The organism is Pseudarthrobacter humi (assembly GCF_024294965.1).
Lineage (GTDB): Bacteria > Actinomycetota > Actinomycetes > Actinomycetales > Micrococcaceae > Arthrobacter > Arthrobacter humi.
Genome location: NZ_JANCLV010000005.1, coordinates 222,424 through 245,868, shown reverse-complemented (window position 1 = coordinate 245,868; position 23,445 = coordinate 222,424). Strand labels below are relative to the sequence as shown.

Below are 23,445 nucleotides of genomic sequence, written 5' to 3'. Positions count from 1 at the left end.
CCAACGCACGACGGCGGCAGTCACCGCGGGTGCCTCAGCCTTCCAGCAGCCTCCGCCGGTGTTTCAGCTCCTTCACCCACGCCCTGGTGACCATGCCCGGGAACGGCGAGCCGCCGTCGTCGTCCTTCGCCGGACCTCCAAGTGCGGCAAACGCGGTGCCCGCCTCCAGGTCGGCGATCAGCGGACCTGAGGCCTTCAGGGCGAGCTCCAGCACCTGGGCTGCCGTGCGGTCACTCAGTCCCAGGTCCTTGGCCCAGCCAAGAAAGTGCCGGCGCGAGATCCCGCTCCGTTTCCCGTTCAGGGTCAGCGCAAGGGTCTTGTCCCCGTAGACCACGGTGGAGGGAATGTCGTAGACCGGGGCGATGGTCCACTCGCCATGCGGCTGCTGGACCATGGAAACGTTCTTGGCGTGCAGGTCCCCGTTGCCGCTCAGCCACGCAAACGCCCCCTGGACCGCCAGGTTCCGCAGGGCCGGGAGCGGCGCCGAGCAGTAGTCGGCCAGGGCATGGCAGACCTGGCCATAAGGCACGTTGTACTTGTCCGCCGGGTAGAGCTTCAGGACCTGGGCCCCGTCCTCCACCGCCAGGCGCCGGACGTCGTCCGGCCCGCCGCCGGGGATGGGCACCCTATCGAAGCGTTCCACCAGCAGACCCGGCCGGCCCGCGACGTCCCGGATGAGCCGGACCCGGCTCAGCGGAATCCGCAGCCTGGCCGCATACCGGAACATCACCTGCTCGTTCTCCACCACATGCGGGAATTCGGGGGCGTTGAGTTTGAGGATGAACCGCCTGCCGGCGCTGGCCACAGGGAGCGAGATCATGCCGGCGGACAACTTGTCCTGCACACCCGCCAGCGCCACGGGGTCGATCAGGTCCGGATCGCCGAGCAACTTGTCGAAGTCAACCGGCAACTTGGGATCCAGCTGGACAGCATGCTCGTCCGGGTCAAGCGGCTCACCGTGGCCCACGATCTGGACGTCTCCCACCGGGTTCCCGCCGGCGGCGATCAGCAGGGACAGGTCATCGTCGGCGCTGGTCTTGATGGACCGCCGCAGCGCGTTGAGCCTGCGGCCCTCCGGCAGGAGCCCGGTGAAATAGGGCGGTGCCGCCCCCGCCGCTGAATCGACGGGCGCGCCGGTGAGCGGCAGGGAACTGGCGACGGCAGGTCCCCCGGATGCGAGGTACGCCGGCACGTAGCTGAACCGGGTGCCGCCGTCGTGCCGTTCAAGCCGCGCGGCGAGCACGCCGGCCTTGTAGATGTCTGCGACGCGGTGTTTCATCGCCGTGGTTCCTGGCCGGTGGTGTGGCCTGCGAGCGCGCGGGCACCCTTGCCGGTCCTGGTGGTGATCCGGAGCTCCAGGCCCAGCGTGTCCAGGACGGCCAACAGGGAATCCAGCTGGACAGAGGGCTTTCCCTGCTCAACGAACCTGACGAAGCGTTCCGAGACCCCGGCCATGTCTGCGAGGTCCTGTTGCGTCAAGCCCAGCGCCAGGCGGCGGGAGCGGACCTCTGAAGGCAACTGATCCCCAAATGCGTCGGCCATGAGCAACTCCAATAGGTACGATCGTTCCGATTTCAGCTTGCAGACAGTTTAAGCCTTGGCATTTGCTTCTGCATAGGGCTGAACGGCACGTTCGTACCGATCTGCCGTGAGGAATTCGCGAAGTCCCCTGCCCCGATTGCTGGCGCAACTCGCAGAACGGCGGGAGAATCTAAGTACCAGGATCAAAGAATCTGAAGGAGCCAGCAGGCATGCATGCTCCGGCGTATCCGCGCCCGGTGGAGCGACTCGATGGGTTCCTGCCCATCGAGGATCACGGCCTCATCGGCGATGGTTCCACCTGCGCCCTGGTGGGGCGGGACGGCGGAATCTCCTGGCTCTGCCTGCCCGAATTCGACAGCCCGCCCTTCCTGGCAGGAATTCTGGACACGGATGCCGGCGGCCTCCTTGAGATCACGCCACTTCCGCTCGTATCCTCCACCCAGCGGTATACAGAAGATTCCGGGGTGCTGGTCACCTCGCTGTTATCTGACCACGGCATGCTCAAGGTGACGGACTGCATGTCCCTCCGTTCCGGCGCCAACCTCGGCGAACCTGTTCCGGCCGGCCGGCATGAACTGCTTCGGTACGCGGAGGCAGTTGGCGGCGATATCCGGGTGCGCGTGAGCCTGGCGCCGAAGGTTGGCACAACCTTTGACCAGCTTGCATCCGGGTGGAGGTTCGACTGGCCGGTAAACGGCACAGCGGAGGTCTACCTGTGGTCATCGGTGGAGCTCCGGCCCGACGGGCGTGGACTCAGTACCGAGCTGACGCTGCGCGCCGGCGAAACACTGACAGTCTCCCTGCACTGGTCGGGCCGCTTCCGGTTGCGGCAGCGGCCGGACGCGAGGAAGCTCATCGACCAGACCGTGCGGGCCTGGCGGGAGTGGTCCTCGGGCCTGGATTGCGAAGGCTCCCAGGCAGACCTGATGAAGCGCTCGGCCCTGACCCTGAAGCTGCTTGACCATGCGGAGACCGGCGCCATCATGGCAGCGGCCACATCTTCCCTGCCCGAATGGCCAGGTTCTCCGCGCAATTGGGACTACCGCTACACCTGGGTCCGGGACGCGTCCTTCTCCAACTACGTCTTTAGACGGATCGGCGACCCCAGCGACGCGGATGTGTTCCTTGCGTGGGTGCTGACCAATGTAGAGCGCGACGGCGTCCCGCACATTATGTACGCACTGGACGGTTCGCAGCCGCCGGAGGAAGTGGAGGATCCGGTGCTGCGGGGCTACCGCGGTTCCGCACCTGTGCGCTGGGGTAACGGCGCAATCCACCAACTGCAGCATGATGTCTACGGTGAAATCGTGGACATCGCCTACCAGTGGTCCAACAGCGGCCAGCCAGTGGATAAGCATCTATGGGCGGCACTGACCCCCATTGTGGAAGCTGCCATCACCAGCTGGAAAACACCCGACAGCGGCCCCTGGGAGGTACGCAGCGCCGGCCGGCCCTTCACATACTCGGCAGCCATGTGCCATGTGGCCTTGGACCGGGCAATCCAGATCGCCCGGAAGCACAGGCTGCCGTATCCGAAGAGGCGGTGGGAGGCCGCCGCCCGGGAGATACACGACGCCACACTCCGCCTCTCCTGGAATCCGGAACGGCGCACCTTCACCGAACAGCTGGGCGGTTCCGGCGGTGTGGACGCCGCGCTGCTGTCCCTCCCCATCCGGAATGTCATTTCATTCAACGATCCGAGGATGGTCTCCACCACCCAGGCCATCGCGGCAAACCTGGATGCCGGCAACGGGCTGCTGTTCCGGTACCTGCCACAGGTATCGCCGGACGGACTGCCCGGCGGCGAAGGCGCCTTCCTGCTGTGCAGCTTCTGGCTGGTGGACAACCTGGCCGGGCAAGGGCGGCTGGACGAGGCGCACGAACTGTACGAATCCCTGTGCAGCCGCGCGAATCCCCTGGGGCTGCTCCCCGAGCAGATCCATCCGGACACCGGGGAATTCCTCGGCAACTTCCCCCAGGCCTTCAGCCATGTGGGCGTGCTGGCCAGCGGGTTGCGGCTCCTGAAGGCCCAGCGCCGCAACGCCGCGCACTCCTGAACAGCGCCGTCACAAACATTGACACGCACTATGGCCCGTGCCATATTTGTGGCGTGAACCTGTCGGACAGCCGGACAGCAGAACACCCCGCGACGGCTTGTCCGCAGCTCCAGGGACTTCCCAGCCCCTAACACCTGGCCAACCTCAGAAAATAGGCCCCAACCGCCCGTCCCTCCGATCACCATCCGATCCGGGGCACATCGTTGTGCCCAAAATCCCCGCCGGGGCAGCAGCCGCCAGACTCACGCAGAAGAGACCCGCGTCCACGCTCCAGCAATGCACTGATCGAGTCACGCCCTGAAAGGCAAGCGAAAAATGATTCATTCACTCACGGTCCCCGAAGATGCGGACCGCCGCCGCGACGTCCGGTCGAGGATCATCGAGCATCTCGCCCGTAACGGAGCGAGCAAGGTGTCCGACATCAGCAGCGCCATCAATTCCTCCAGGGAAAACGTCCGCTACCACCTTGCGGCGCTTGAGGCCGCTTCGCTGGTCCGCTCCAACATTTCCCCCGGGACAAGAGGCGGCTGCACCCCCTTCTACGCCCTCATATCCGCGATTGCGCGGTCCCGGCAACCAGTTCCCTGAGCGGCGGCATACCTTGCACAACTGTTGGTCCGAAGCTGACGGCCGGCGGACCCTGGTCCGGGGATTCAACCTCCTCGGGCCAGGGCCCGCAGGCCCCTCGAGTACCCGCATTGACACACACTGTGACCCGTGCCATATTTGAGAACGTGAACCTGTCAGACAGCCGGACAGCAGGGCATCCTGCGAAGCCCTCCGGACACCAGTCCCCCGGAGCCCAGCGGCTCGACGCCCGACCGCTGGCCCGTCTCAGCGCGGCGGAAGCTGTCTTCAACGCCATCCGCGCCGATATCGAGTCCGGCACCGTGGCCGTGGGCGGCAAGCTCAGCTCCGAGGCGATGCTCGCGCAGCAGTACGGGGTCAGCCGCTCGGTCATCCGCGAGGCGCTCCGCTCCTGCACCGCCCTGGGCCTGACTGTCACCAAGACCGGGAAGGGCACGTTTGTGGTCGCCAACAAGGTGGCCAATGACCTGACCCTGGGGCATTACTCTGCGCGGGACCTCACCGAGGCCCGCCCGCACATCGAGGTTCCGGCAGCAGGACTGGCCGCCCAGCGCAGGACGGACGAGGAACTCGAGACACTGCGGCACATCGTCGCCGCCATGACCACGGAAACGGACCCGGAATCCTGGGTTGCCCTGGACTCCAGCTTCCACGCCGCCATCGCCCGCGCCAGCGGCAACAAGGTGTTCGCCAGCGTGGTGGCAGACATCCGGGGAGCCCTGGCCTTCCAGTCGGAAACCCTGAACATGGTGGCCGACCGCCAGAACGCGTCGGACACCGAGCACCAGCAGATCCTCGCGGCCATCGAAGCCGGTTCCGCCGAGGCCGCAAGCCTAGCCATGGCCGAACACCTGCGCGCTGTGGGCGTCGCCCTCGACTCCATCCTCAACAAGTAACTCCCTAACAAAGACCCCTAGGACTCCATGCCTGCCCCTGCCCTTCCTGCTGCCCAAACCGCTGTCCCCGGCACGGCCGCACACGCATTTTTGACCGGCACCGAAGCCGGGACGCTCCCCCGGCACACACCCCTGGTGGTCGCCACCCGCGACGGCCTCGTGGAAAGCGTCCACTACGGCTCGGCCATCGCCACCGCAGCCGACGGCTCGATCCTGGCGACGGCAGGCGACCCGCTGGCGCCGTTCTACCCGCGTTCTTCCCTCAAACCCCTCCAAGCCGTGGCCATGGTCCGCGCCGGCCTGAACCTCCCCGCCGACCTGCTCGCCCTGACCGCAGCCAGCCACTCCGGCGGAGCCAAACACCGCGGCGGCACCCAGCGCATCCTCGCCATGCACGGACTTGCTGTGGGCGACCTCGAGAACAGCACCGACCTGCCCTACGGCACCGGCGAGCGCGAGGACTGGCTGCGCACCGGCTTCCGCGCCACGCAGCTGACCCAGAACTGCTCCGGCAAGCACGCCGCCATGGCCGCGACGTGCGTCATCAACGGCTGGCCTGTCAAGGGTTACCTCGATCCGTCCCACCCGCTGCAGCAGCTGATCGCCGCCACCGTCACCGAACTGACCGGCGAGGAGGCCTTCGCCCGCAGCACGGACGGCTGCGGGACGCCCCTCTTCGCCCTCACCCTCCGCGGCATGGCCCGCGCTTTTGGCGCCATCGCGGCGGCCGCCACAGCGATTACCATCGTCAGCACCTCCGACGACGGCGGAACCGCCCCGCTGCTTGCGGAAGCCGCCGTCGGGCTCGCCATGCGGCAGCACCCTGACATGGTGGCCGGCGATCACCGGGACGTCACGGAACTGATGCGCCTGCTGCCCGGCTCTGTGGCGAAGGACGGTTTTGAAGGTGTGCAGCTCGTCGGCCTGCCGGATGGCCGCGCAGTTGCCGTCAAGATTTCCGACGGCGGGGACCGCGCCCGGATGCCCGCCACCGTCCACGTTCTTGAATCCCTCGGTGTGGACATTGCGCCGCTCGCCGGCATCGGCACCGCCCCTGTCCTGGGCGGCGGCCACAAAGTGGGCCTGCTGCGGCCCACAGATTTCCTGCCTGCACTAACCCTGTCCGCGCCCGTCAACGAAGCCCTGTGAGGACCCCCATGACCAACCTGACCACCACCCTGAGTGCCGTGGATGCCGTTCCCGAAACCCGGTCCGAGCACGACCTCCTGGGTGACCGCGACGTCCCAGGCAACGCCTACTGGGGTGTCCACACGCTCCGCGCCGTGGAAAACTTCCCCATAACCGGGCAGCCGCTGTCCTCCAACATGCACCTGGTCCGGGGACTGGCCGCCGTGAAGCTCGCCGCCGCCCGCACCAACCGCGAACTGGGATTGCTGGACGCCGAACGCGGCCAGGCGATCGAACAGGCGTGCACCGACGTGATGAACGGCCAGCTCAGCGACCAGTTCGTGGTGGACGTGATCCAGGGCGGCGCCGGGACGTCGTCGAACATGAACGCCAACGAGGTCATCGCCAACCGCGCCCTCGAAATCCTCGGCCACCCCAAGGGCGACTACGCCCGCCTGCACCCCAACGACCACGTGAACCTCAGCCAGTCCACCAACGACGTGTACCCCACCGCCGTGAAGCTGGGCACCATCTTCGCCGGCCGGGAACTGCTGGACGCACTGGCAGAACTCGAAGAGGCCTTCGCCGCCAAAGCACTGGAATTCCGCACCGTGGTGAAGATGGGCCGCACGCAACTGCAGGACGCTGTCCCCATGACGCTGGGCCAGGAGTTCGGCACGTACGCCATCACCATCGGCGAGGACCGGCTGCGCCTGGCCGAGGCGGAACTGCTCATCCACGAAATCAACCTCGGCGCCACCGCCATCGGCACCGGCCTGAATGCCCCCGCCGGCTACACCGAGGCAGCCTGCCGGCACCTGGCCGAGGTCACCGGGCTACCCCTGGTCACGGCCGTCGACCTCATCGAAGCCACCCAGGACGTGGGCGCCTTTGTGCACCTGTCCGGTGTGCTCAAGCGCGTGGCCGTGAAGCTGTCCAAGATCTGCAACGACCTCCGCCTGCTCTCCTCCGGCCCGCGCGCCGGCTTCGGTGAGATCAACCTGCCGGCCGTCCAGTCCGGCTCCTCCATCATGCCCGGCAAGATCAACCCGGTCATCCCGGAAGTGGTCAGCCAGGTGGCCTACGAGGTCATCGGCAACGACGTCACCATCACCATGGCCGCCGAAGCCGGCCAGCTCCAGCTCAACGCCTTCGAACCCATCATTGTCCACAGCCTCCACAAGAGCATCTCCCACCTCGAAGCAGCCTGCCGCACCCTCACGGCACGCTGCGTCCGGGGCATCACCGCCAACACCGAGCACCTCCGGCTCACCGTGGAACAGTCAATCGGCCTGGTCACCGCGCTGAATCCCCACCTTGGCTACGCCACCGCCACCGCCATCGCCCAGGAGGCTCTCGCCACCGGCAAGGGTGTGGCCGAGCTTGTGCTCGAACACGGCCTGCTCACCGCCGCCCAGCTCCAGGAACTCCTCAGTCCCGAGCGCCTGGCGAACCTCAGCAAACAGCCCTAACCGCACCACCCTGATAGTCCCCATCCCAAGAGACAAAGGACTCCCCGTGACACAACCCCCCGTGGCCACCCAGCAAAAAGCGGCCATCTCCGACCACACGATTCCAGCGCACGCCCACGCCTCCGAAGCCGCTTTGCACCAGGAGGACGAGGGCTACCACAAAGGCCTCAAGCCCCGCCAGGTGCAGATGATCGCTATTGGCGGCGCTATCGGCACCGGCCTGTTTATGGGCGCCGGCGGCCGCCTCGCCACAGCTGGCCCTGCCCTGATCCTCAGCTACGCCGTCTGCGGCTTCTTCGCGTTCATGATCCTGCGCGCGCTGGGGGAACTGGTCATGCACCGGCCGTCTTCGGGTTCGTTCGTTTCTTATGCCCGGGAATTTTTCGGTGAGAAAGCCGCATTCGTCACCGGCTGGCTGTACTGGCTGAACTGGGCGATGACAGCGATCGTGGACATCACCGCCGTCGCGCTTTACATGAACTTCTTCAAGAAGTACTGGGCGCCCATCGCGGGCGTTGAGCAGTGGATCTGGGCCCTTCTGGCGCTCCTCCTGGTGCTCGGCCTGAACCTGATCTCGGTCAAGGTGTTCGGCGAGCTGGAGTTCTGGTTCGCGCTGATCAAGGTGGTGGCCCTCGTGGCCTTCCTGATCGTTGGCATCTACTTCGTCATCTTCGGCACGCCAGTGGCAGGCCAGGAGGTCGGCTTCACGCTGATCGCAGACAACGGCGGCCTCTTTCCCAACGGCCTGCTGCCCGCCATCGTAGTGATGCAGGGCGTGGTGTTCGCCTACGCCTCGATTGAGCTGATCGGCACGGCCGCCGGGGAAACGGAAAACCCCGAAAAGATCATGCCCAAGGCCATCAACACGGTTATCGTCCGCATCGCTGTCTTCTACGTCGGTTCCCTGGTCCTGCTCTCGCTGCTGCTCCCTTACACCTCGTACAAGGCAGGTGAAAGCCCGTTTGTGACGTTCTTCGGTTCCATCGGGGTTGAGGGTGTGGATGCCATCATGAACCTGGTGGTGCTCACGGCGGCCCTGTCCTCGCTGAATGCCGGGCTGTATTCCACGGGCCGCATCATGCGGTCCATGGCGGTCACCGGCTCCGCCCCCAAGTTCGCCGGACTTATGAACAAGGCCGGCGTCCCTTACGGCGGCATCGCCCTGACCGCCGTGGTGGCTGGCCTGGGTGTGGTGCTCAACGCGATCGTTCCGGCCGAGGCGTTCGAGATTGTCCTCAACATCGCTTCCCTCGGCATCATCAGCACGTGGGCCATGATCGTCCTGTGCCAGATGCAGCTGGTCAAGCTCTCCAAGCGCGGCGAACTGCTGCGCCCCGCCTTCCGGATGCCCGGCTCCCCTGTCACCGGTTGGGTCACACTCGCATTCCTCGCCGCGGTGCTGGTGCTCATGGCGTTCGACTCCCCAGTGGGCACCTGGACCATCGCTTCCCTGCTAATCGTTATCCCGGCCCTCATGCTGGGCTGGCGCCTCTGCAAGGAGCGCGTCCTGGAGTTGGCAGCGGTGCGTGACGGTTTCACCGGCCCGTACCCGCTGGTGGCCAACCGTCCGGGTCCGGGCGCGCGCGACAACAGCTAACCGCGCCCTTCCAGCCCATCACCACCCAAAGCGCGAACGGACAGTTGAGGCCCCGGATTCCGGGGCCTCAGCTGTCAGTTCGCGCTGGTGTGAGGCCGCTTCTGGACCGGGAAAGTGGTAGCTCATGCCAGCAACCAAACTTGCGATTGTGGGGCCGGACGCGTGGGCACCTCGCTGGCCTACGTCGCCCTGATTCGGGGCTTTGCCAGGCGCATTGCCCTGTTCGACGTCAACGCCCGCAAGGCGAGGCCGAGGTCCTGGATCTCGCCCACGGCACCCAGTTCGCTGCCGCGGCCGCCACCGTCACCGGCGGCGACATCGCCGTGACGGAAGGCGCCGACGTCGTTGTTAATACTGCCGGGGCCAAGCAGGCTCCCGGCCAGACACGAGAACGCTGTGCTTCCCGTTCCACCGTGCTGGACGGTGCTTACGGAACCTCCGGCGTGGCGCTGCCCCTGCCCAGCATCTTGGGGCACAGCGGGGTAAGGAGCCTCAGATTCATGCCGGAGTTCATGGATGTTCATCGCAATATGACCGGAATCACCCAAGCAGCCCTCCAGGCGGCCCACGACGCCGACCTCGCCATTCAAGGCGACGAAGGCGTCGACTTTAAATCTGCCTGGGCCGATCCGGAGTCAGGCCTGGTTTACTGCCTCTCCGAGGCTCCCTCCGCGGACGCTGTGCGGCGCATCCATGAGCGTACAGGGCATCCCGCGGACGAAGTCCATCCGGTCCCGATCAAGGTCTGACCGGGTAGCGGCGTTCGACGCCGGGTGCATACATTGGCGTAACGCAACTCTCCGGCGAGCAGGCCGCTGCCGGTTGATCGGGCACCCTCACGCTGTGGGCGGCGATGTGCGGGTCGTGTGAGCCTTGCCCTGAAGACAGGCGGGGACAGGTCTGCAGCCCTTCAACCGTTCGGAAGCACGTGCCGATTCGTCGGCGGAACTCTCAAGCCTGCGGGAAGGGTGCCTGGTCCAACTCCCTTTCCACCCGGTCCAGCTCAGCCTCGTCGGCGCCCAGGTTGGCCGCGGTTCCCTTGAGCCTATGGGCTGCCCGCTGTATGGCACCCCGTTGCCGCTGCTGAAGGCAGTGCGCAGCGCAACGAGGCTGATGGGAACTTCGTCACGGGAGGCTGCGTGCAAAAGACTCTGGCCGTCCCGCGGGTCCCATCCGACGCAGAACATCCAGCAGCGACGGTGCCAGGACCGGCGGTTACGCCGTTCCACCCGGCGCCGGCGGAACCCAGCGCTCGAGGGCAGCCTCCAGGGCTGAGGGGTCCACCGGTTTAGTGAGGTAGTCGTCCATGCCGGCAGCGAGGCACTTCTCACGGTCCTCGTCCAGGGCGCTCGCGGTCATGGCAATGATGGGAAGATGTCCCGTCCCCTCGCCCTTGCGGATGGTCCTGGTGGCCTCAAATCCGTCCACCACCGGCATATGGCAGTCCATAAGTACGGCCGCGTAAGAAGCTGCCGCAACAGCCGAAACGGCTTCAGCGCCGTCGGACACAACGTCGACGAGGTAGCCCAGTCTCTTCACCATTTCCCGGGCAACAAGCTGGTTCACCTCGTTGTCCTCCACCACCAGGATGCGCCCCTTCCGAGGCTGGCTTTGCGTCTCGGGCATACGACGGGCCGCAAGGTCTTCGGCCGCCTGCGCCCCTCCCCTCAGCCGCAGAAGACGGTCGTAAAGTTCAGAGCTTCGCACCGGTTTCATCAGCCATTCACGGACACCCGCAGCTGCCAGCTCCGCCGGATCCAGCTGTGGCGATGACGTCAGCATGATCAGCGAGGCGGGAGCCAGAACCCGGTCGGCACGGATGGCCCGTGCCAGGTCCAGCCCGTCCATCTCCGGCATACACATATCCAGTACGACGATTTCGAAGGGCCGTCCGGCGGTGACGGCCTGACGGCAGCGGTCCAGGGCTGCACGCGCATCCCCGATGGTATCCGGGTCCATGTTCCACGCCCTGAGCTGGGTTTCCAGCACCAGCCTGTTGGTAGCGTTGTCATCCACAATCAGGACCCTGACTCCGGTCAGCAGATCGGGGGAGCGGACCGCCGCTTCCTCGCTGCCCACGGAAGCCGTCGCGGGCTGCAACGGGAGCACAAACCAGAATGTGCTGCCCTCCCCTGGAGCGCTGGTCAGCCCGATTTCACCGCCCATCACCTCAGTCAGTCGCCGCGAGATCGCCAGCCCCAACCCGGTCCCGCCGTACCGGCGCGTGGTGGAGGAATCGGCTTGGGAAAAGGACTCGAACAGGCGCCGATGATGTTCTGGCTCAATGCCGATCCCGGTGTCCCGGACTTCAAACCGCAACGCAGGCCGGCGGGGATGCTGATGAACCGGCTGCACGCGAACGGACACCTCCCCGGCCGGAGTGAACTTCACGGCGTTGGAGGCAAGATTGAGCAGGACCTGCCGGATGCGTCCGGCGTCTCCGGACAGCAGGGCCGGCACGTCCGGGCGGCAGAAGGCGATGAGCTCCAGACCTTTGACGCGGGCTGACTCGCTCAGCAAGCCTGCCACTTCCTCCACCAGAACCCGGGGATCAAAGGCGGCGATGTCCAAATCAACCTTGCCCGCCTCCAGCTTGGACAGATCCAGGATGTCATTAATCAGGGCCAGCAGCACTGCGCCCGCCCCCCTGACCCCTTCTGCGTACCGGCGTTGCGTCTCATCCAGCGGCGTTTCCAGCAACAAAGAGGTCAGGCCGATAACTCCGTTCATCGGTGTCCGGATCTCATGGCTCATTGTCGCCAGGAATTCGGACTTCAACCGGCTCGATTCGAGCGCTGCCTCCCGCGCGGCCAGAAGCTCTGCCGCTGCCCGCCGCTGTCCGGTAATGTCGCGGACGATCTTCGCCATTCCGCGTACACCGCCGCCTTCGGCCCGGATGGGTGAGATGGTCACGGAAACGGGGACCGTCGTCCCATCCTTGCGGACGCGCTCCGCTTCAAAACTCCGCGCAACCCCGCGCTCCCGGACATCAGCGAGCAAGGCATCCTCAATCCGGCGAAGATGCTCCGGGATCAGGAACTGGATGCCCCTGCCTGTCACCTCGTCCGCGCCGTACCCGTACAGCCGTTCGGCGCCCCGGTTCCAGCTGGTGATCACACCATCCGGGGTGAGGCCGATGATCGCGTCGGCCGAGGAACTGACGATCGCGCCTAGACTTTCCTGCTGTGCGATCGCTTCACGGGCTTGGTCCTCTGCACGCCGGCGCTCCGTGACATCCCGGAAACTCCAGACCCTGCCCACAATGTCATCGCCCACCCGTTGGGGCCGGGAGTAGCGTTCAAAGGTCCGGCCATCATGGAACTCCAGCATATCCAGGCTCTCCGCATCCGGATCGGCGTACAGCTCCTGGACCTTGCGCATGAAACTGCCCGGATCGGACAGCTGGTCCAAGACGAAGCCGATCAATTTCGCGTCGTCCCCTGAATCCAGCAGCTCCGGAGGGATGCCCCACAATGCCGCGAACCGCTCGTTGGAACCGGCAATCTTCCCGTCGGCAGTCACCACCAGGATGCCGTCGGCGGTAGATTCCAAGGTGGCGGCGAGCAGAGAAAGGGCATCGCGCAACTCGCTGTCCGTACGGCGGCTTTCGCTTACGTCCCGGACGGAGGCAACGATGTCCGCGCGCGGACGGTCCCCGAGTGCAGCAGCGGTGATTTCAACAGGGAACCCGGTCCCGTCGCAGTGCCGGCCAGACAGGCCAAGGCCGGTACCGATCGGGAGAATCCTCTGCCCGGACGCGGTATCATCACGCGTTCTGGCAACCTGGGCCTCGAACCACTCGGGCAGCAGCATCCCGACGTGCCTGCCCAGCAACTCATCCCGCCGGTAACCGAAGAGCTCTTCCGCCTGGTTGTTGGCGAAGACGATGGAACCCTCAGCGCTGACCCTCAGCAACGCGTCCGGAGCCGCTTCGACCATCTCCTGGTAAAAATCTGTTCCTGGATCGTTGCCCATGACTGCCTGTTCCATTTCAGCCCCCACCAAAAGGTTCGCGGCCGTCGCCGCCGCGCATCCGGGCGGCCGGATGAGCCTACCCACGCACAGCTTATCCGGCAGCCCCTGTGAGGCCCTATAGGCCGGAGAAGCTGATCGCTCCCGCGGGCCGTTGCCCTGGCTCGCGTCGCCTTGCGCGTCAGGAAACCTTCCGCCAGGCATCAGTTTCTTGCCGGAATGCATGGACGTTCGCCACAATATGACCGGAATCTCCAAGGAAGCCCTCCAAGCCGCCCACGACGCCGATATCGCCATTCACCAAGGCCAAGGGCCAGGACAAGACCAAAGCGTAGATCCCGGGCCTTGTCATGGCGTAATGCAACGCTCCCGCAACCCTTCGCCGCGGGCTGATCGCCTATGCTCAGCAGAGCGCGTCACAGCGCTTTTTGCAGTTCAACGACGAAGCTCACTGACCCGTTCAATGACGAACCACCCGGGAGACACGGCATGACCAACTGGCGCATCAGGGATTTTCATTCCGCAGACCTGGACGGGATCCTGCACCTCTGGGAGTCGCTCAAGGCCTCTGATGTGGAGCCCGTTTATGCCCTTTCCGAAGTGCTGGCATCCTGCGAGAAGGACCACGCAGTGGTGGCGGTGCAGGGCGATCAGGTGGTGGGCGCCGCCGTCGGCCGCGCCGCGCATGACCAGGGCTGGATCGTCTTCCTGGCTACACTCCCTGAATACCGCGGGCGCGGGATCGGCACGTCGCTGCTTGCCGCCGTCGAAAACCGCATGGCCCCGCATGGCCTCAACAAACTCTCCGCGCTGATGCCGGAAGCGGAAACCCGGGTGGAGGCGTTCCTCAGCCGCGGCTTCGCGCTCAAGAAGAACCTGCGCTATTTCGAGCGGACCATCCCCGTCCAGCGGCAGGAGCTGGGGGCACTGGGCCAGTTGGGCGGCCGGATCCTCGCCCGCGACCTGTGGGAGAACGTGGCCGGCATGCGCAAGGAAAAGGAACTCCTGGAGCGTCGGCTAGTCCTGCCTCTCGCGGAGGCCGACCTCGCCGATGAATACGGCGTGGTGCCGCCGCGCGCCGTGGTGCTGTTCGGTCCTCCCGGGACCGGCAAAACCACGTTTGCGAAGGCCATCGCGTCCCGGCTCGAGTGGCCGTTCGTGGAGGTTTTCCCGTCCCGGCTGGCCTCCGACCCCAAGGGCCTCGCCGGCGCCCTGCGCGAAACATTCCTCGAGATCGCGGAGCTGGAGCACTGCGTGGTGTTCATCGACGAGGTGGAGGAGATCGCCTCCCAGCGTTCGGGTGAACCGCCGTCCCCCTTGCAGGGGGTCACCAACGAGCTCCTGAAGATCATCCCGGCGTTCCGCGAACAGCCCGGCCGCCTGCTGGTCTGCGCCACCAACTTCATCCGCGCACTGGATTCGGCGTTCCTGCGCCACGGCCGGTTCGACTACGTCATCCCCATCGGCTTGCCGGACCGCCAGGCCCGCGAAGCCATGTGGCAGCGCTTCATCCCCGCCACCGTGGTGGACGACGTGGACGTGGAGCTCCTGGTGGAACGGACCGAAGGATTCTCCCCCGCGGACATTGAGTACGCCGCCCGCAGCGCCTCCCAGCGTGCGCTGGAAAAGGCAGTGTACGACGACGGCGGCGCGGCTTCCGGAGGCAATTCTTCAGTTCGCGAGGCGGTCCGGAAGGGGCCCTGCACGGAGGACTACCTCGACGCGATTGGCGATACCCGGACCACCGTGAGCCAGGACGTCCACGAGCTGTTCCTGGAGGACATCGACGCGCTGGGGCGGGTCTAAAACCTCCGGCCCAGGGCGCGAACGGGCAGTTCAGGCCCTGCGCGCGTACGGCTCTGCACTGCCCCTGCGCCTCTTGAGGTCGAGTCCTAGCGGGTTTGCTCCTCTGGCCCGCTGAGTTATGCACATAGGCATTCATCCTCGCGGTCATTGTCGGGCCCTCGCGGGATGATGTGGGTATGGATAGCAGAGCGGCTGTGGCGACGGCGGAGGCCCTTTCGGTGTCCTTCGCTGAGCTTGCTTCTGCGCTCCGGGACGGGACCGGTTCCGGCTGTTCCGGGGAGGCTGATCCGATGCGTCGGGTGGCGGATGGTTTCCTGGACGGGCTGGCCGAGATCTCACGGCTGGACGCTAAAAGTGCCGCCCTGAAGGCCTGGCTGGCTGCCGTATATGCCGACACCGCCGGGGCTCTGGCCGGCCCTGCAACGTCGCCCGAGGACAACACCGGGCAGGAAATGGCCGTCGTCGCCGAGGTCGCCTGTGCCCTGACGGTCAGCGAACGCGCCGCCGGCGGCCTGCTCGCCGAGGCGCACGCCCTGACCACTGCCCTGCCTTTGACGTTGTCCGCGTTGCAGGCCGGGACGATCTCGTGGCAGCACGCCCGGATCATGGTCGACGAAACCCTGAACCTCGACCGTCCGGCCGCTGCGGCGTTGGAGGCACATTTCCTGGACCCCCACGCAGTGAATCCGGCACGTGGCTTCGCCGGTGGGCTCATCCCCGGCAGGTTCCGGCACAAGGCCCGGACCTGGCGGGAACGCCACCACCCGGTCAGCATCGAAAAACGCCACACCAGGAGCGCAGCCGACCGGCGGGTGGAGTACGCCCCGGACCGCGACGGCATGGCCTGGCTCTCCGCCTACCTCCCGGCCGACCAGGCGGCCGGGATCTGGAACCGGGCCACGTCGGCGGCACGTGCCCTCCAAGGCCCGGCCGAGGACCGGAATCTCAGCCAGCTCCGGGCCGACACCGTCGCTACGTGGCTCCTCGGCGGCACCGGGGACCAGGCAGATACCGACGGCGGCAGAGTGGATGCTGGTGTTCCGTCGCCGCGGGCGCAGGTGTTGATCACGGTCCCGGTCCTCTCGCTGCTGGGTGTCACGGATGAGCCCGCCATGCTCGACGGGTACGGGCCGATCCCGCCGTCCATGGCCCGCCGTCTCGTCGCCGACGGCGCCGAGTCCTTCCACCGCGTCCTGATCGACCCCCGCGACGGCGCACCGCTCGAGATCGGGCGCACCAGCTACCGGCTCACCAAAGCCCAGCGCCAATGGCTCCGGCTCCGCGACGGCAAATGTCCTTTCCCCGGCTGCAGCAACCACTCCCTCGACAACGAAGCAGACCATATCCTCGCCTGGGCCCACGGCGGCACCACCGGAATCAGCAATCTCGGCCAGCCATGCCACAAACACCACAGACTAAGACACACCAGCGGCTGGACACCCAAAGCGGCCACCCTCAACGAACCACCCGGCTGGACCTCACCGACCGGACGGCACTACCAAAGCGAACACCCCGACTGGGAACCACCCCACTGGCCACTTCAGTGAGACGGGTGTTGAGTTATCAAGATCCTGACTGTCCGCTGTCTGACGACACCCGGCCCGAAAGCACACTGCCTTCTAATACTCTGCCTTCCAATACTCTGCCTTCAACTACTCTGCCCGAGAGTCTTCTCGCAGCAGATCGCTCGCCAGCTTGGGCCCAGCTGCGGACAGCCCCGAAGAACCGGGGCCTCCGCTGTCAGTAGCTGACTTTTCTCTGGTTGTCAGCGCAGCCGGTCCAGTCGAGCGGCACGCTGACGCCTCATGCAGCACCGCCGAAACCTTTGTCTCGGAGCCATCTGCGCTCTGGAGCCAGCCACGGCCCTGGCGGTAATCTTTGACCCATGTCAGCAAACCCCCTCCGGCATGCCATGGCCCGCATGGGCGGCCGGGATCCGCATGAGAAGCACCGGGCGGCCACGCCGCTGGAACTCTTTTTCGACCTGACCTTTGTTATTGCCTTCGGTGTGGCCGGCAGCCAGTTCGCCCACCAGATTGCTGAAGCCCACTTCGGCGCCGGGCTGCTCGGATTCTCCTTCGCGATGTTCGCCGTGATCTGGGCGTGGATCAACTTCACGTGGTTCGCCAGCGCCTACGACACCGACGACTGGGTGTTCCGCGTGGTCACCATGGTCCAGCTCCTCGGGGTGCTGATCCTGGCCATGGGCCTTGAGCCGATGTTCCACTCGCTTGTGGAGGGCGACCACGTGGACAACGCCGTGATGGTGGGCGGCTATGTGATCATGCGCCTCGCCCTGGTCTTCCAGTGGCTGCGCGCGGCAAGGCAAGATCCGGCACGCCGGCGGACCTGCCAGCGGTACGCCACGTACCTTGGCGTGGTGCAGCTCGGCTGGATCGCGGTGCTCATTATTGAGGCGGACATCCTGACCACGTTCCTCGTGGCTGCGCCCCTGTTCATCCTGGAAATGGCCACACCCTACGCCGCGGAGCGCAGCATGCGGACCCCGTGGCACGCGCACCACATAGCCGAGCGCTACGGGCTACTCGCCATCATCGCCCTGGGCGAATGCCTGATCGGGGCGATCGAAACCCTACGTGCCATTGTGGCCAACCATGGCTGGAGCGTCGATGCGGGTCTCGTGGGATTCGGCGGAACGGCCCTCGCGTTCAGCATGTGGTGGATCTACTTCATCCTGCCCGCCGGCCCGGCCCTACATTTCCAGCGCCACCGCTCGTTCTTCTTCGGCTACGCGCACATGCCCATCTTCGCTGCCATCGCCGCAACCGGCGCCGGATTGCACGTGGCGGCCTACTATGTCGACCATGAGGCCCACATCAGCGCCGCCGTGGCCGTGGCCAGCATCGCGGTCCCCGTGGCGCTGTTCAAAGTCTCCCTGACCTGGCTCTTCAGCATCATGATCTGCGTGGACCGGACCGTCATTGCCGTGGCGGCGGGCGTCGTGGCCGCGCTGGCGGGCAGCGTGGGACTTGCCACCGCCGGGGTCTCGGTGCCGATCTGCCTGCTGGTGATTGTGCTGGCGCTGGGCGTGTCGATTGTCATTGATGAGAAGCGCGGCACGGAGCGGGTCCACGCTGCGTTAGCGAAGCTTGAAGCAGAGGCTACTTCTCCTCGCCCGTAGTGGCGTCCGCCTTCTCGAAGGTCTCGACGGGCTCGACCGCCGGGACAGACTCAACAGCCGGGGCCGGCTCCGCGGCCGGAGCGTCGTCGTACGTCAGGTTCTCGTAATCCGTGTCGTCTTCGTCGTCGAGCCTGTCGTCCAACTCCTTCAGCAGCCAGGGATTAACCCGCGCAAGGATCTTGCGGACTTCCTCAACGTCGACGGCGGCATAAAGCACCGGACGGGCATCGCGGTACTTGGTGACGGGCGGCTTGTCCGGCCACTTCGCGGCCAGAGCCCTGACGCGTTCGGGCAGGGAGTTGTGGGCATTGTCGGCGATCTTTACGAGTGCCGCGTCGTGGTCCTCGGCAATGAAATGCATCCCGGCCTGGTAGTCATCGGGGTTATCGTGCAGCCTGTTGGTCACCCGCTCGATGATGTCTGCTGCCCGCTCGGAAACGCCCATGTCCAGCAGCGCCTGCCGCGTGATGGGAGTGTCCTCGGCAATGTCATGAAGGTAACCGGCAATCCGGATATCGTCGTCGAAATCTGCCAGCGCATCACCCACCGCAATCACGTGGTCACGGTAGGGCCGCTTGAGCTTGTCCTTCTGCCGGTTGTGGGCCACCTCGGCCAGGACCTTAGCGGTCTCGACAGTGAATCGCGGTTGAGGGATTTGTGCTTCAGTGAATTCGGGTGCCGACATAGCTCCAGCCTACGCGTAGGGCAGCAAGTGGCCTCACGCCGGCGGGGCCGCAAGTGTCCGTTCGCGCGCTGCTGAGGGGCCGGTCCAGACCCACGGTTCACGCGGGAGGTCCGCCGGGCGAAACTCCGCGAGCGCGTTTTCGAGCGTCCCGGCCGGCAGCCCCAGGGACTGCAGGATGAGGTTCCGCACGTCAGCGGCGGAAACACCGGTACGGGCGAGATCGGTCAGCGTCACGGCGCCGTCGCGCTTGGCCAGCCGGGCGCCGTCGGAATTCACCACCAGCGGCACATGCGCATATTCCGGAACAGGAATATTCAACAGCCCCGCAAGATATGCCTGCCTCGGCGTGGACGGCAGCAGGTCGTCGCCCCGCACCACCTGGTCGACGCCCTGTGCGGCGTCGTCCACCACAACGGCCAGGTTGTAGGCGGTCACGCCGTCGTTGCGGCGCAGGACAAAATCGTCCACGACGCCGGTGAAATCGCCGTGCAGCACATCCCGCACGGTGTACTCCGCTACCTCGGCGCGGAGCCGGATGGCCGCAGGCCGGGTGGAGCGTTTGAACTCCAGTTCAGCAGGATCGAGGTTCCGGCAGGTGCCCGGATAGGCGCCCTGCGGCGCGTGCGGCGCGGACGGCGCCTCCTGGATTTCGCGGCGCGTGCAGAAGCATTCGTAGGTGAGGCCTGCGGCAGCCAGCCGCCCGATTGCTTCGGCGTAGACGGCGCCTCGGTCCGTCTGGCGCACGACGGCGCCGTCCCACGTCAGGCCCACGGCCTCCAGGTCGCGGAGTTGCTCCGCCTCTGCGCCGGCCCGCGCCCGGTCAAGGTCCTCGACGCGCAGCAGGAAGTCGCGCCCCGTGGACCGGGCGAACAGCCAGGCGAGCATTGCGGTGCGGAGGTTTCCTACATGGAGTTCGCCGGAGGGGCTGGGGGCAAAGCGGCCGGCAGGGGTCATGGATCAACCCTAGCCCGGGGCAGCACAAGAGCCCCTCAGCTACCGATGACTTCGGGGATCCGACGTCGGTGGCTCAGGGGCTCTTGCCGTGTGTGCAGAATGACCGTGGTGTGAACAAGTGTCAATCAGCGGCGTCCTCCTTGCGGGAGGCGGTGTCCAGTTGCCGGGTGGTGTGCCGGGGTTCCTGTAGCCTGCGGGATTCGGCGGTAGCCTCAACCCTTGTTGCCACAATTTGAGCAGACGCCATACAGTTGGCACAACCAGCAAGGATTTCCTTGGTCAGTCTGACCAATAGGGACCACAAGCTCCGACAGGAACTGATCAGATTGCAGCAATTGGACACCACGGACAAGCGCATCCTCAATGCTCTGGACGAGGACCCGCGCGTCCCCATCATGGTGCTGGCCCAGCGGCTGGGCCTGGCGCGCGGGACCGTCCAGTCGCGCCTGGAGCGGATGTCGGCGTCGGGCGCCCTCCGCCCCAACAGCAGCCGGGTCCTCCCCTCCGCCCTGGGCCGGGGCGTGGCGGCGGCCGTCAGCGCCGAACTGGACCAGAGCCACCTCAACGAAGCCATCGCGGCGCTCCGCAAGATCCCCGAGGTCCTCGAATGCCACGCCCCTGCGGGCGACACCGATCTGCTGATCCGGGTTGTGGCCACCAGCCCGGACGATCTCTACCGCGTGTCCGAGGAAATCCGGCTCTGCCCGGGAATCGTCCGCACCTCCACCAGCATGTTCCTGCGCGAAGTCATCCCGTACCGGACCACCGGGCTGTTGCAGGGCTGAGTTCCGTCTCTCTCAGGGCCGCACTCAACCCCGCACGGGGAGCTCTCCCCATCGCCCTCGCGGACGCATCACAGCTAGGCTGGCACGGGAATCCACTCAGGGGGAAACATGGCGGGAAACTTTTACGGCGGCGACGTTGCCCAGTTGCGGCAGCTCGCCAAGGACCTGGCAGGCGGCGCCACCAGGTTGAGCCTGCTCGGCCAGCAGCTCAGCAGTGTCATCGGCACCGGCGCCTGGAAAGGGCACGACGGCGAGCGCTTCCGCAGCGACTGGACGTCATCGCACTTGAAGCTGCTGAAGTCCGCGACGGCCGGGCTGGAATCGGCCTCCAAGACGGTGCTCGCCAACGCCGACGAGCAGGAGATGGCCAGCAACGGGGCCGGCTCGGGCAGCGGCTCCGGGAGTGGTGGCAGCGGTTCCGGGAACGGCGCTGCCCAGGACCTGACGGACCGGCTGAACGGCATGACCCCCGAAGAACGCCAGGACTACCTCGGCAGCAACGAATTCAAGCAATGGGCCCTGGACAACCCTGACGGCGCCAAAGCCGCCATGGATGCTGCAGCCGACACCGGGCTGATCGACAAAAGCTCTGAGGAATACGCGGATTTCCTCAGCGACTACTGGAACAACCAAGCCATGCTGGACATGGGCATCGACCCCGCCAGCTGGGACACCTCCAAAGGCACCGAACACAACTGGGAGACCATCAAGAAGGTCTACGACTTCTACGGCCAGGCCTACCTCTCCAACCCGGACCTGCAGTGGGCCGGTATGGCCAACATGATCGGCCCGTCCTTCGCGGGCGGCTTCAAGGACATGGCCATGCTGCGGGACCTCGCCCAGCAGATCGCGGAAAATCCGGCCTCGGACATCCCGCTCCCCATCCTGGATCAGATCGAACAGCTCGCAGGCATGACCGACCAGGAGATCCGTTACTACGAGACCAGCATGCTGGATATGAACAAGGAGATCTTCCTGGACCAAGCCCGCCAACATGAGGCCTACATGAACGGCGGAATCGAGGAGATCAATAGGCTGCGCGACTCGGGTGCCATCGATACGGGTACCGCCGAGGAATGGGCGAAGATCGATTCCGGCGACCCGGACCTGATCCAGGAAGGCAACACCGCCCTCCTGTACCGCGAGCAGAACGAGATCATCGCGGACGACTACGACGACATGCGGAACCACCCTGGCGGAGAGGCCGTAACGTACATGGTCACGCTGGCCGGCGAGCCGTCCATCCCGGGCGCAAAGAGCTACCCGGAAGTCTTTCCCTACACCTTCAGCGTGGAGAGCCCCGGCCCGGAAAACATGCCCTTCACCAACTGGGACAACCCCACCCAGTTCCGCACCGACTTCACCACCGGCTTCCCGGATGGGAACATCTCCAACGCGGACCAGCGGTGGGAGCTCATTCGGCAGGACACCCTCCCCGCCTACCAGGACCTCCTGGCGACGGATCCGGGACGGGCGGAGCAGATCATCGGCTCGGACTTCAACGACCGCGTGGAGCAGCACCGCCCCACCAACAACATCCCCGGCATCATGGACCGCTTTGTGGATGGCTTCGGCGCGGAGGTCCACCAGTGAAGGCCACATGCCGAACCGCACCTCGGCGCCAGAGCCGGCTCCCCGCCGTCGTATTCCTCGCCCTTTCCGCCTGCCTCGCCCTGACGGGCTGCCAGATCAGTGGCACCACGAACGCACCGACCTCTCAAGGGAGCACCATGAGCACCTCGGAATTTTCCACCCTCGACGCTGCCGGCGTGGACCGGATCCGCGAATCCAAGACCGCCCGGCTGGACATGAGTTCGGGAAGACTGGAGAAGGCTGCTGTCCGGGTCACGGAAGACAGCTATGGACCCGAGATCAACACCAGGGACTCGGGCAAGATCAAGCTCACCATCGTTGCTCCGAGCGGCGAGATCACTGGGGAAACGGACCGCATCCGCTTGAACACCACGGACAAGCGGCCGGACTTCAGCGAGGTCACCTACTTCCTCACCGCAGGATCCCCCCATGAGTATTTTGAGCTCATCCGGGACGGCGTGGCGCGGTACGGGATCGACGCCGACTCCGCCGAACGCTGGATCGCCGGTGCCCAGCGGGACCCGGACCGAAAGACCGAGTTCTCCATCACCTCCGGCACCTCCACGGGTCTGGACGTGAACTACGACCTCCGGTACGACGGCGGCAAGGACACCCAGGTGATCATCGTCCACGTCCGCCCCACAGACTGAGGCAACGCAGGGCGGACGCAACGCAGAACAAACGCCCGTGCGCTAGAGCGGCGGGCCCGCATTGGACTTGATGTTCTTCATCACCAGCGTGGACGTCAGCCGCTCAACCCCGGGCAGTGACGTGAGCTCGGCGTCGTAGAAGCGCTGGTAGCCGGGCAGGTCCTCGGCGATGACCTTCAGCAGATAGTCCGGCGAGCCGAACAGCCGCTGGGCCTCCACAATGTTGGGATTGTCCGCCACCCGGTTCTCGAAGATCTCCATGGTGGAGCGGTCCACCTGGCGCAACGTCACAAAGACAATGGCCTCGAAACCTAGCCCGACGGCGGCCGGATCGATGTCCGCCTTGTAACCGCGGATCACGCCCGACGTCTCCAGATCCCGGAGCCTCCGGTGGCATGGCGCCACCGTGAGCCCGACCTTCGCGGCCAGCGCAGTGGCGGTCATCCGGCCATCTTCCTTGAGGTGGCGCAAAATGTTTCTGTCGATATGGTCAATCACGCAAATATCTTACCAATTCGGACTCAAAGTGAGCGAAAAGGGTAAGCACTTATGGCCGGAAAGTTCATAAGGTTTGTCCT

Annotated in this window: 19 protein-coding genes and 2 pseudogenes; 14 read left to right on the top strand and 7 right to left on the bottom strand. The window is 65.8% G+C overall.

Going from position 1 to position 23,445, the window contains the following annotated elements; genetic code table 11:
• Positions 1-34: 34 nt before the first annotated feature.
• Entirely contained in the window at positions 35-1,279 is a 1,245-nt protein-coding gene (locus NFC73_RS10080; RefSeq protein WP_254749797.1) for a type II toxin-antitoxin system HipA family toxin, read from the bottom strand.
• Positions 1,276-1,542, bottom strand: a complete 267-nt coding sequence (locus tag NFC73_RS10075; RefSeq protein WP_254749796.1) for a helix-turn-helix transcriptional regulator — start codon at positions 1,540-1,542, stop codon at positions 1,276-1,278. Before NFC73_RS10075 ends, NFC73_RS10080 begins: the two co-directional genes overlap by 4 nt.
• A gap of 209 nt (positions 1,543-1,751) precedes the next feature.
• Here NFC73_RS10075 and NFC73_RS10070 point away from each other — a divergent pair, with 209 nt between their 5' ends.
• The 8 genes and pseudogenes from NFC73_RS10070 (at position 1,752) to NFC73_RS10035 (ending at position 10,029) form a co-directional block, all read left to right on the top strand.
• The gene (locus tag NFC73_RS10070) at positions 1,752-3,599 is read left to right on the top strand and encodes a glycoside hydrolase family 15 protein (protein ID WP_254749794.1); all 1,848 of its coding nucleotides are present in this window, start codon (positions 1,752-1,754) and stop codon (positions 3,597-3,599) included.
• Positions 3,600-3,914: 315 nt separating this feature from the next.
• Entirely contained in the window at positions 3,915-4,187 is a 273-nt protein-coding gene (locus tag NFC73_RS10065) for a helix-turn-helix domain-containing protein (protein ID WP_254749792.1), read from the top strand.
• Between the two features lie 146 nt (positions 4,188-4,333).
• Entirely contained in the window at positions 4,334-5,083 is a 750-nt protein-coding gene (locus NFC73_RS10060) for a FadR/GntR family transcriptional regulator (RefSeq protein ID WP_372494624.1), read from the top strand.
• Positions 5,084-5,110: 27 nt separating this feature from the next.
• The gene (locus NFC73_RS10055; RefSeq protein WP_254749790.1) at positions 5,111-6,232 is read left to right on the top strand and encodes an asparaginase; all 1,122 of its coding nucleotides are present in this window, start codon (positions 5,111-5,113) and stop codon (positions 6,230-6,232) included.
• Positions 6,233-6,240: 8 nt separating this feature from the next.
• Positions 6,241-7,683, top strand: a complete 1,443-nt coding sequence (locus tag NFC73_RS10050; RefSeq protein WP_254749788.1) for an aspartate ammonia-lyase — start codon at positions 6,241-6,243, stop codon at positions 7,681-7,683.
• Between the two features lie 46 nt (positions 7,684-7,729).
• Positions 7,730-9,280 carry an amino acid permease gene (locus NFC73_RS10045; RefSeq protein WP_372494623.1) on the top strand — a complete coding sequence of 517 codons (1,551 nt, stop codon included), beginning with the start codon at positions 7,730-7,732 and terminating at the stop codon, positions 9,278-9,280.
• Between the two features lie 114 nt (positions 9,281-9,394).
• A pseudogene (locus NFC73_RS10040) lies at positions 9,395-9,669 on the top strand (lactate/malate family dehydrogenase); the annotation flags it as partial.
• Between the two features lie 111 nt (positions 9,670-9,780).
• The gene (locus NFC73_RS10035; RefSeq protein ID WP_254749889.1) at positions 9,781-10,029 is read left to right on the top strand and encodes an SCO4226 family nickel-binding protein; all 249 of its coding nucleotides are present in this window, start codon (positions 9,781-9,783) and stop codon (positions 10,027-10,029) included.
• Positions 10,030-10,231: 202 nt separating this feature from the next.
• On the opposite strand, the pseudogene NFC73_RS10030 reads toward NFC73_RS10035, so the two are convergent.
• Both NFC73_RS10030 and NFC73_RS10025 read right to left on the bottom strand, forming a co-directional pair.
• Positions 10,232-10,357, bottom strand: a pseudogene (locus NFC73_RS10030) (Hpt domain-containing protein); the annotation flags it as partial.
• Between the two features lie 138 nt (positions 10,358-10,495).
• On the bottom strand, positions 10,496-13,270 hold the full coding sequence (locus tag NFC73_RS10025) for a PAS domain S-box protein (protein ID WP_254749786.1): 2,775 nt from the start codon (positions 13,268-13,270) through the stop codon (positions 10,496-10,498).
• A 471-nt stretch (positions 13,271-13,741) separates the two neighbouring features.
• Between NFC73_RS10025 and NFC73_RS10020 the strand changes: the two genes are divergently transcribed.
• The 3 genes from NFC73_RS10020 (at position 13,742) to NFC73_RS10010 (ending at position 18,200) form a co-directional block, all read left to right on the top strand.
• Complete coding sequence (locus NFC73_RS10020; RefSeq protein ID WP_254749784.1) at positions 13,742-15,058, top strand: ATP-binding protein; 1,317 nt, start codon at positions 13,742-13,744, stop codon at positions 15,056-15,058.
• Between the two features lie 176 nt (positions 15,059-15,234).
• A complete protein-coding gene (locus NFC73_RS10015; protein WP_254749782.1) occupies positions 15,235-16,605 on the top strand; it encodes an HNH endonuclease signature motif containing protein in 1,371 nt (456 codons plus the stop codon).
• Positions 16,606-16,943: 338 nt separating this feature from the next.
• Entirely contained in the window at positions 16,944-18,200 is a 1,257-nt protein-coding gene (locus tag NFC73_RS10010; protein WP_254749780.1) for a low temperature requirement protein A, read from the top strand.
• On the opposite strand, the gene NFC73_RS10005 is transcribed toward NFC73_RS10010, so the two are convergent.
• Complete coding sequence (locus tag NFC73_RS10005) at positions 18,181-18,885, bottom strand: phosphohydrolase (RefSeq protein ID WP_254749778.1); 705 nt, start codon at positions 18,883-18,885, stop codon at positions 18,181-18,183. The genes NFC73_RS10010 and NFC73_RS10005 overlap by 20 nt on opposite strands.
• 33 nt (positions 18,886-18,918) lie before the next feature.
• The gene (gene gluQRS, locus NFC73_RS10000; RefSeq protein WP_254749776.1) at positions 18,919-19,839 is read right to left on the bottom strand and encodes a tRNA glutamyl-Q(34) synthetase GluQRS; all 921 of its coding nucleotides are present in this window, start codon (positions 19,837-19,839) and stop codon (positions 18,919-18,921) included.
• 326 nt (positions 19,840-20,165) lie between these two features.
• Between gluQRS and NFC73_RS09995 the strand changes: the two genes are divergently transcribed.
• The 3 genes from NFC73_RS09995 to NFC73_RS09985 all read left to right on the top strand — a co-directional run bounded on the left by NFC73_RS09995 (position 20,166) and on the right by NFC73_RS09985 (position 22,867).
• A complete protein-coding gene (locus NFC73_RS09995; protein ID WP_254749775.1) occupies positions 20,166-20,624 on the top strand; it encodes an Lrp/AsnC family transcriptional regulator in 459 nt (152 codons plus the stop codon).
• 108 nt (positions 20,625-20,732) lie between these two features.
• The gene (locus tag NFC73_RS09990) at positions 20,733-22,217 is read left to right on the top strand and encodes a WXG100 family type VII secretion target (RefSeq protein WP_254749774.1); all 1,485 of its coding nucleotides are present in this window, start codon (positions 20,733-20,735) and stop codon (positions 22,215-22,217) included.
• Between the two features lie 137 nt (positions 22,218-22,354).
• Positions 22,355-22,867 carry a hypothetical protein gene (locus NFC73_RS09985; RefSeq protein ID WP_308292670.1) on the top strand — a complete coding sequence of 171 codons (513 nt, stop codon included), beginning with the start codon at positions 22,355-22,357 and terminating at the stop codon, positions 22,865-22,867.
• Positions 22,868-22,909: 42 nt separating this feature from the next.
• Here NFC73_RS09985 and NFC73_RS09980 read toward each other — a convergent pair whose 3' ends face one another.
• Entirely contained in the window at positions 22,910-23,365 is a 456-nt protein-coding gene (locus NFC73_RS09980; protein ID WP_083510350.1) for an Lrp/AsnC family transcriptional regulator, read from the bottom strand.
• Positions 23,366-23,445: the final 80 nt, after the last annotated feature.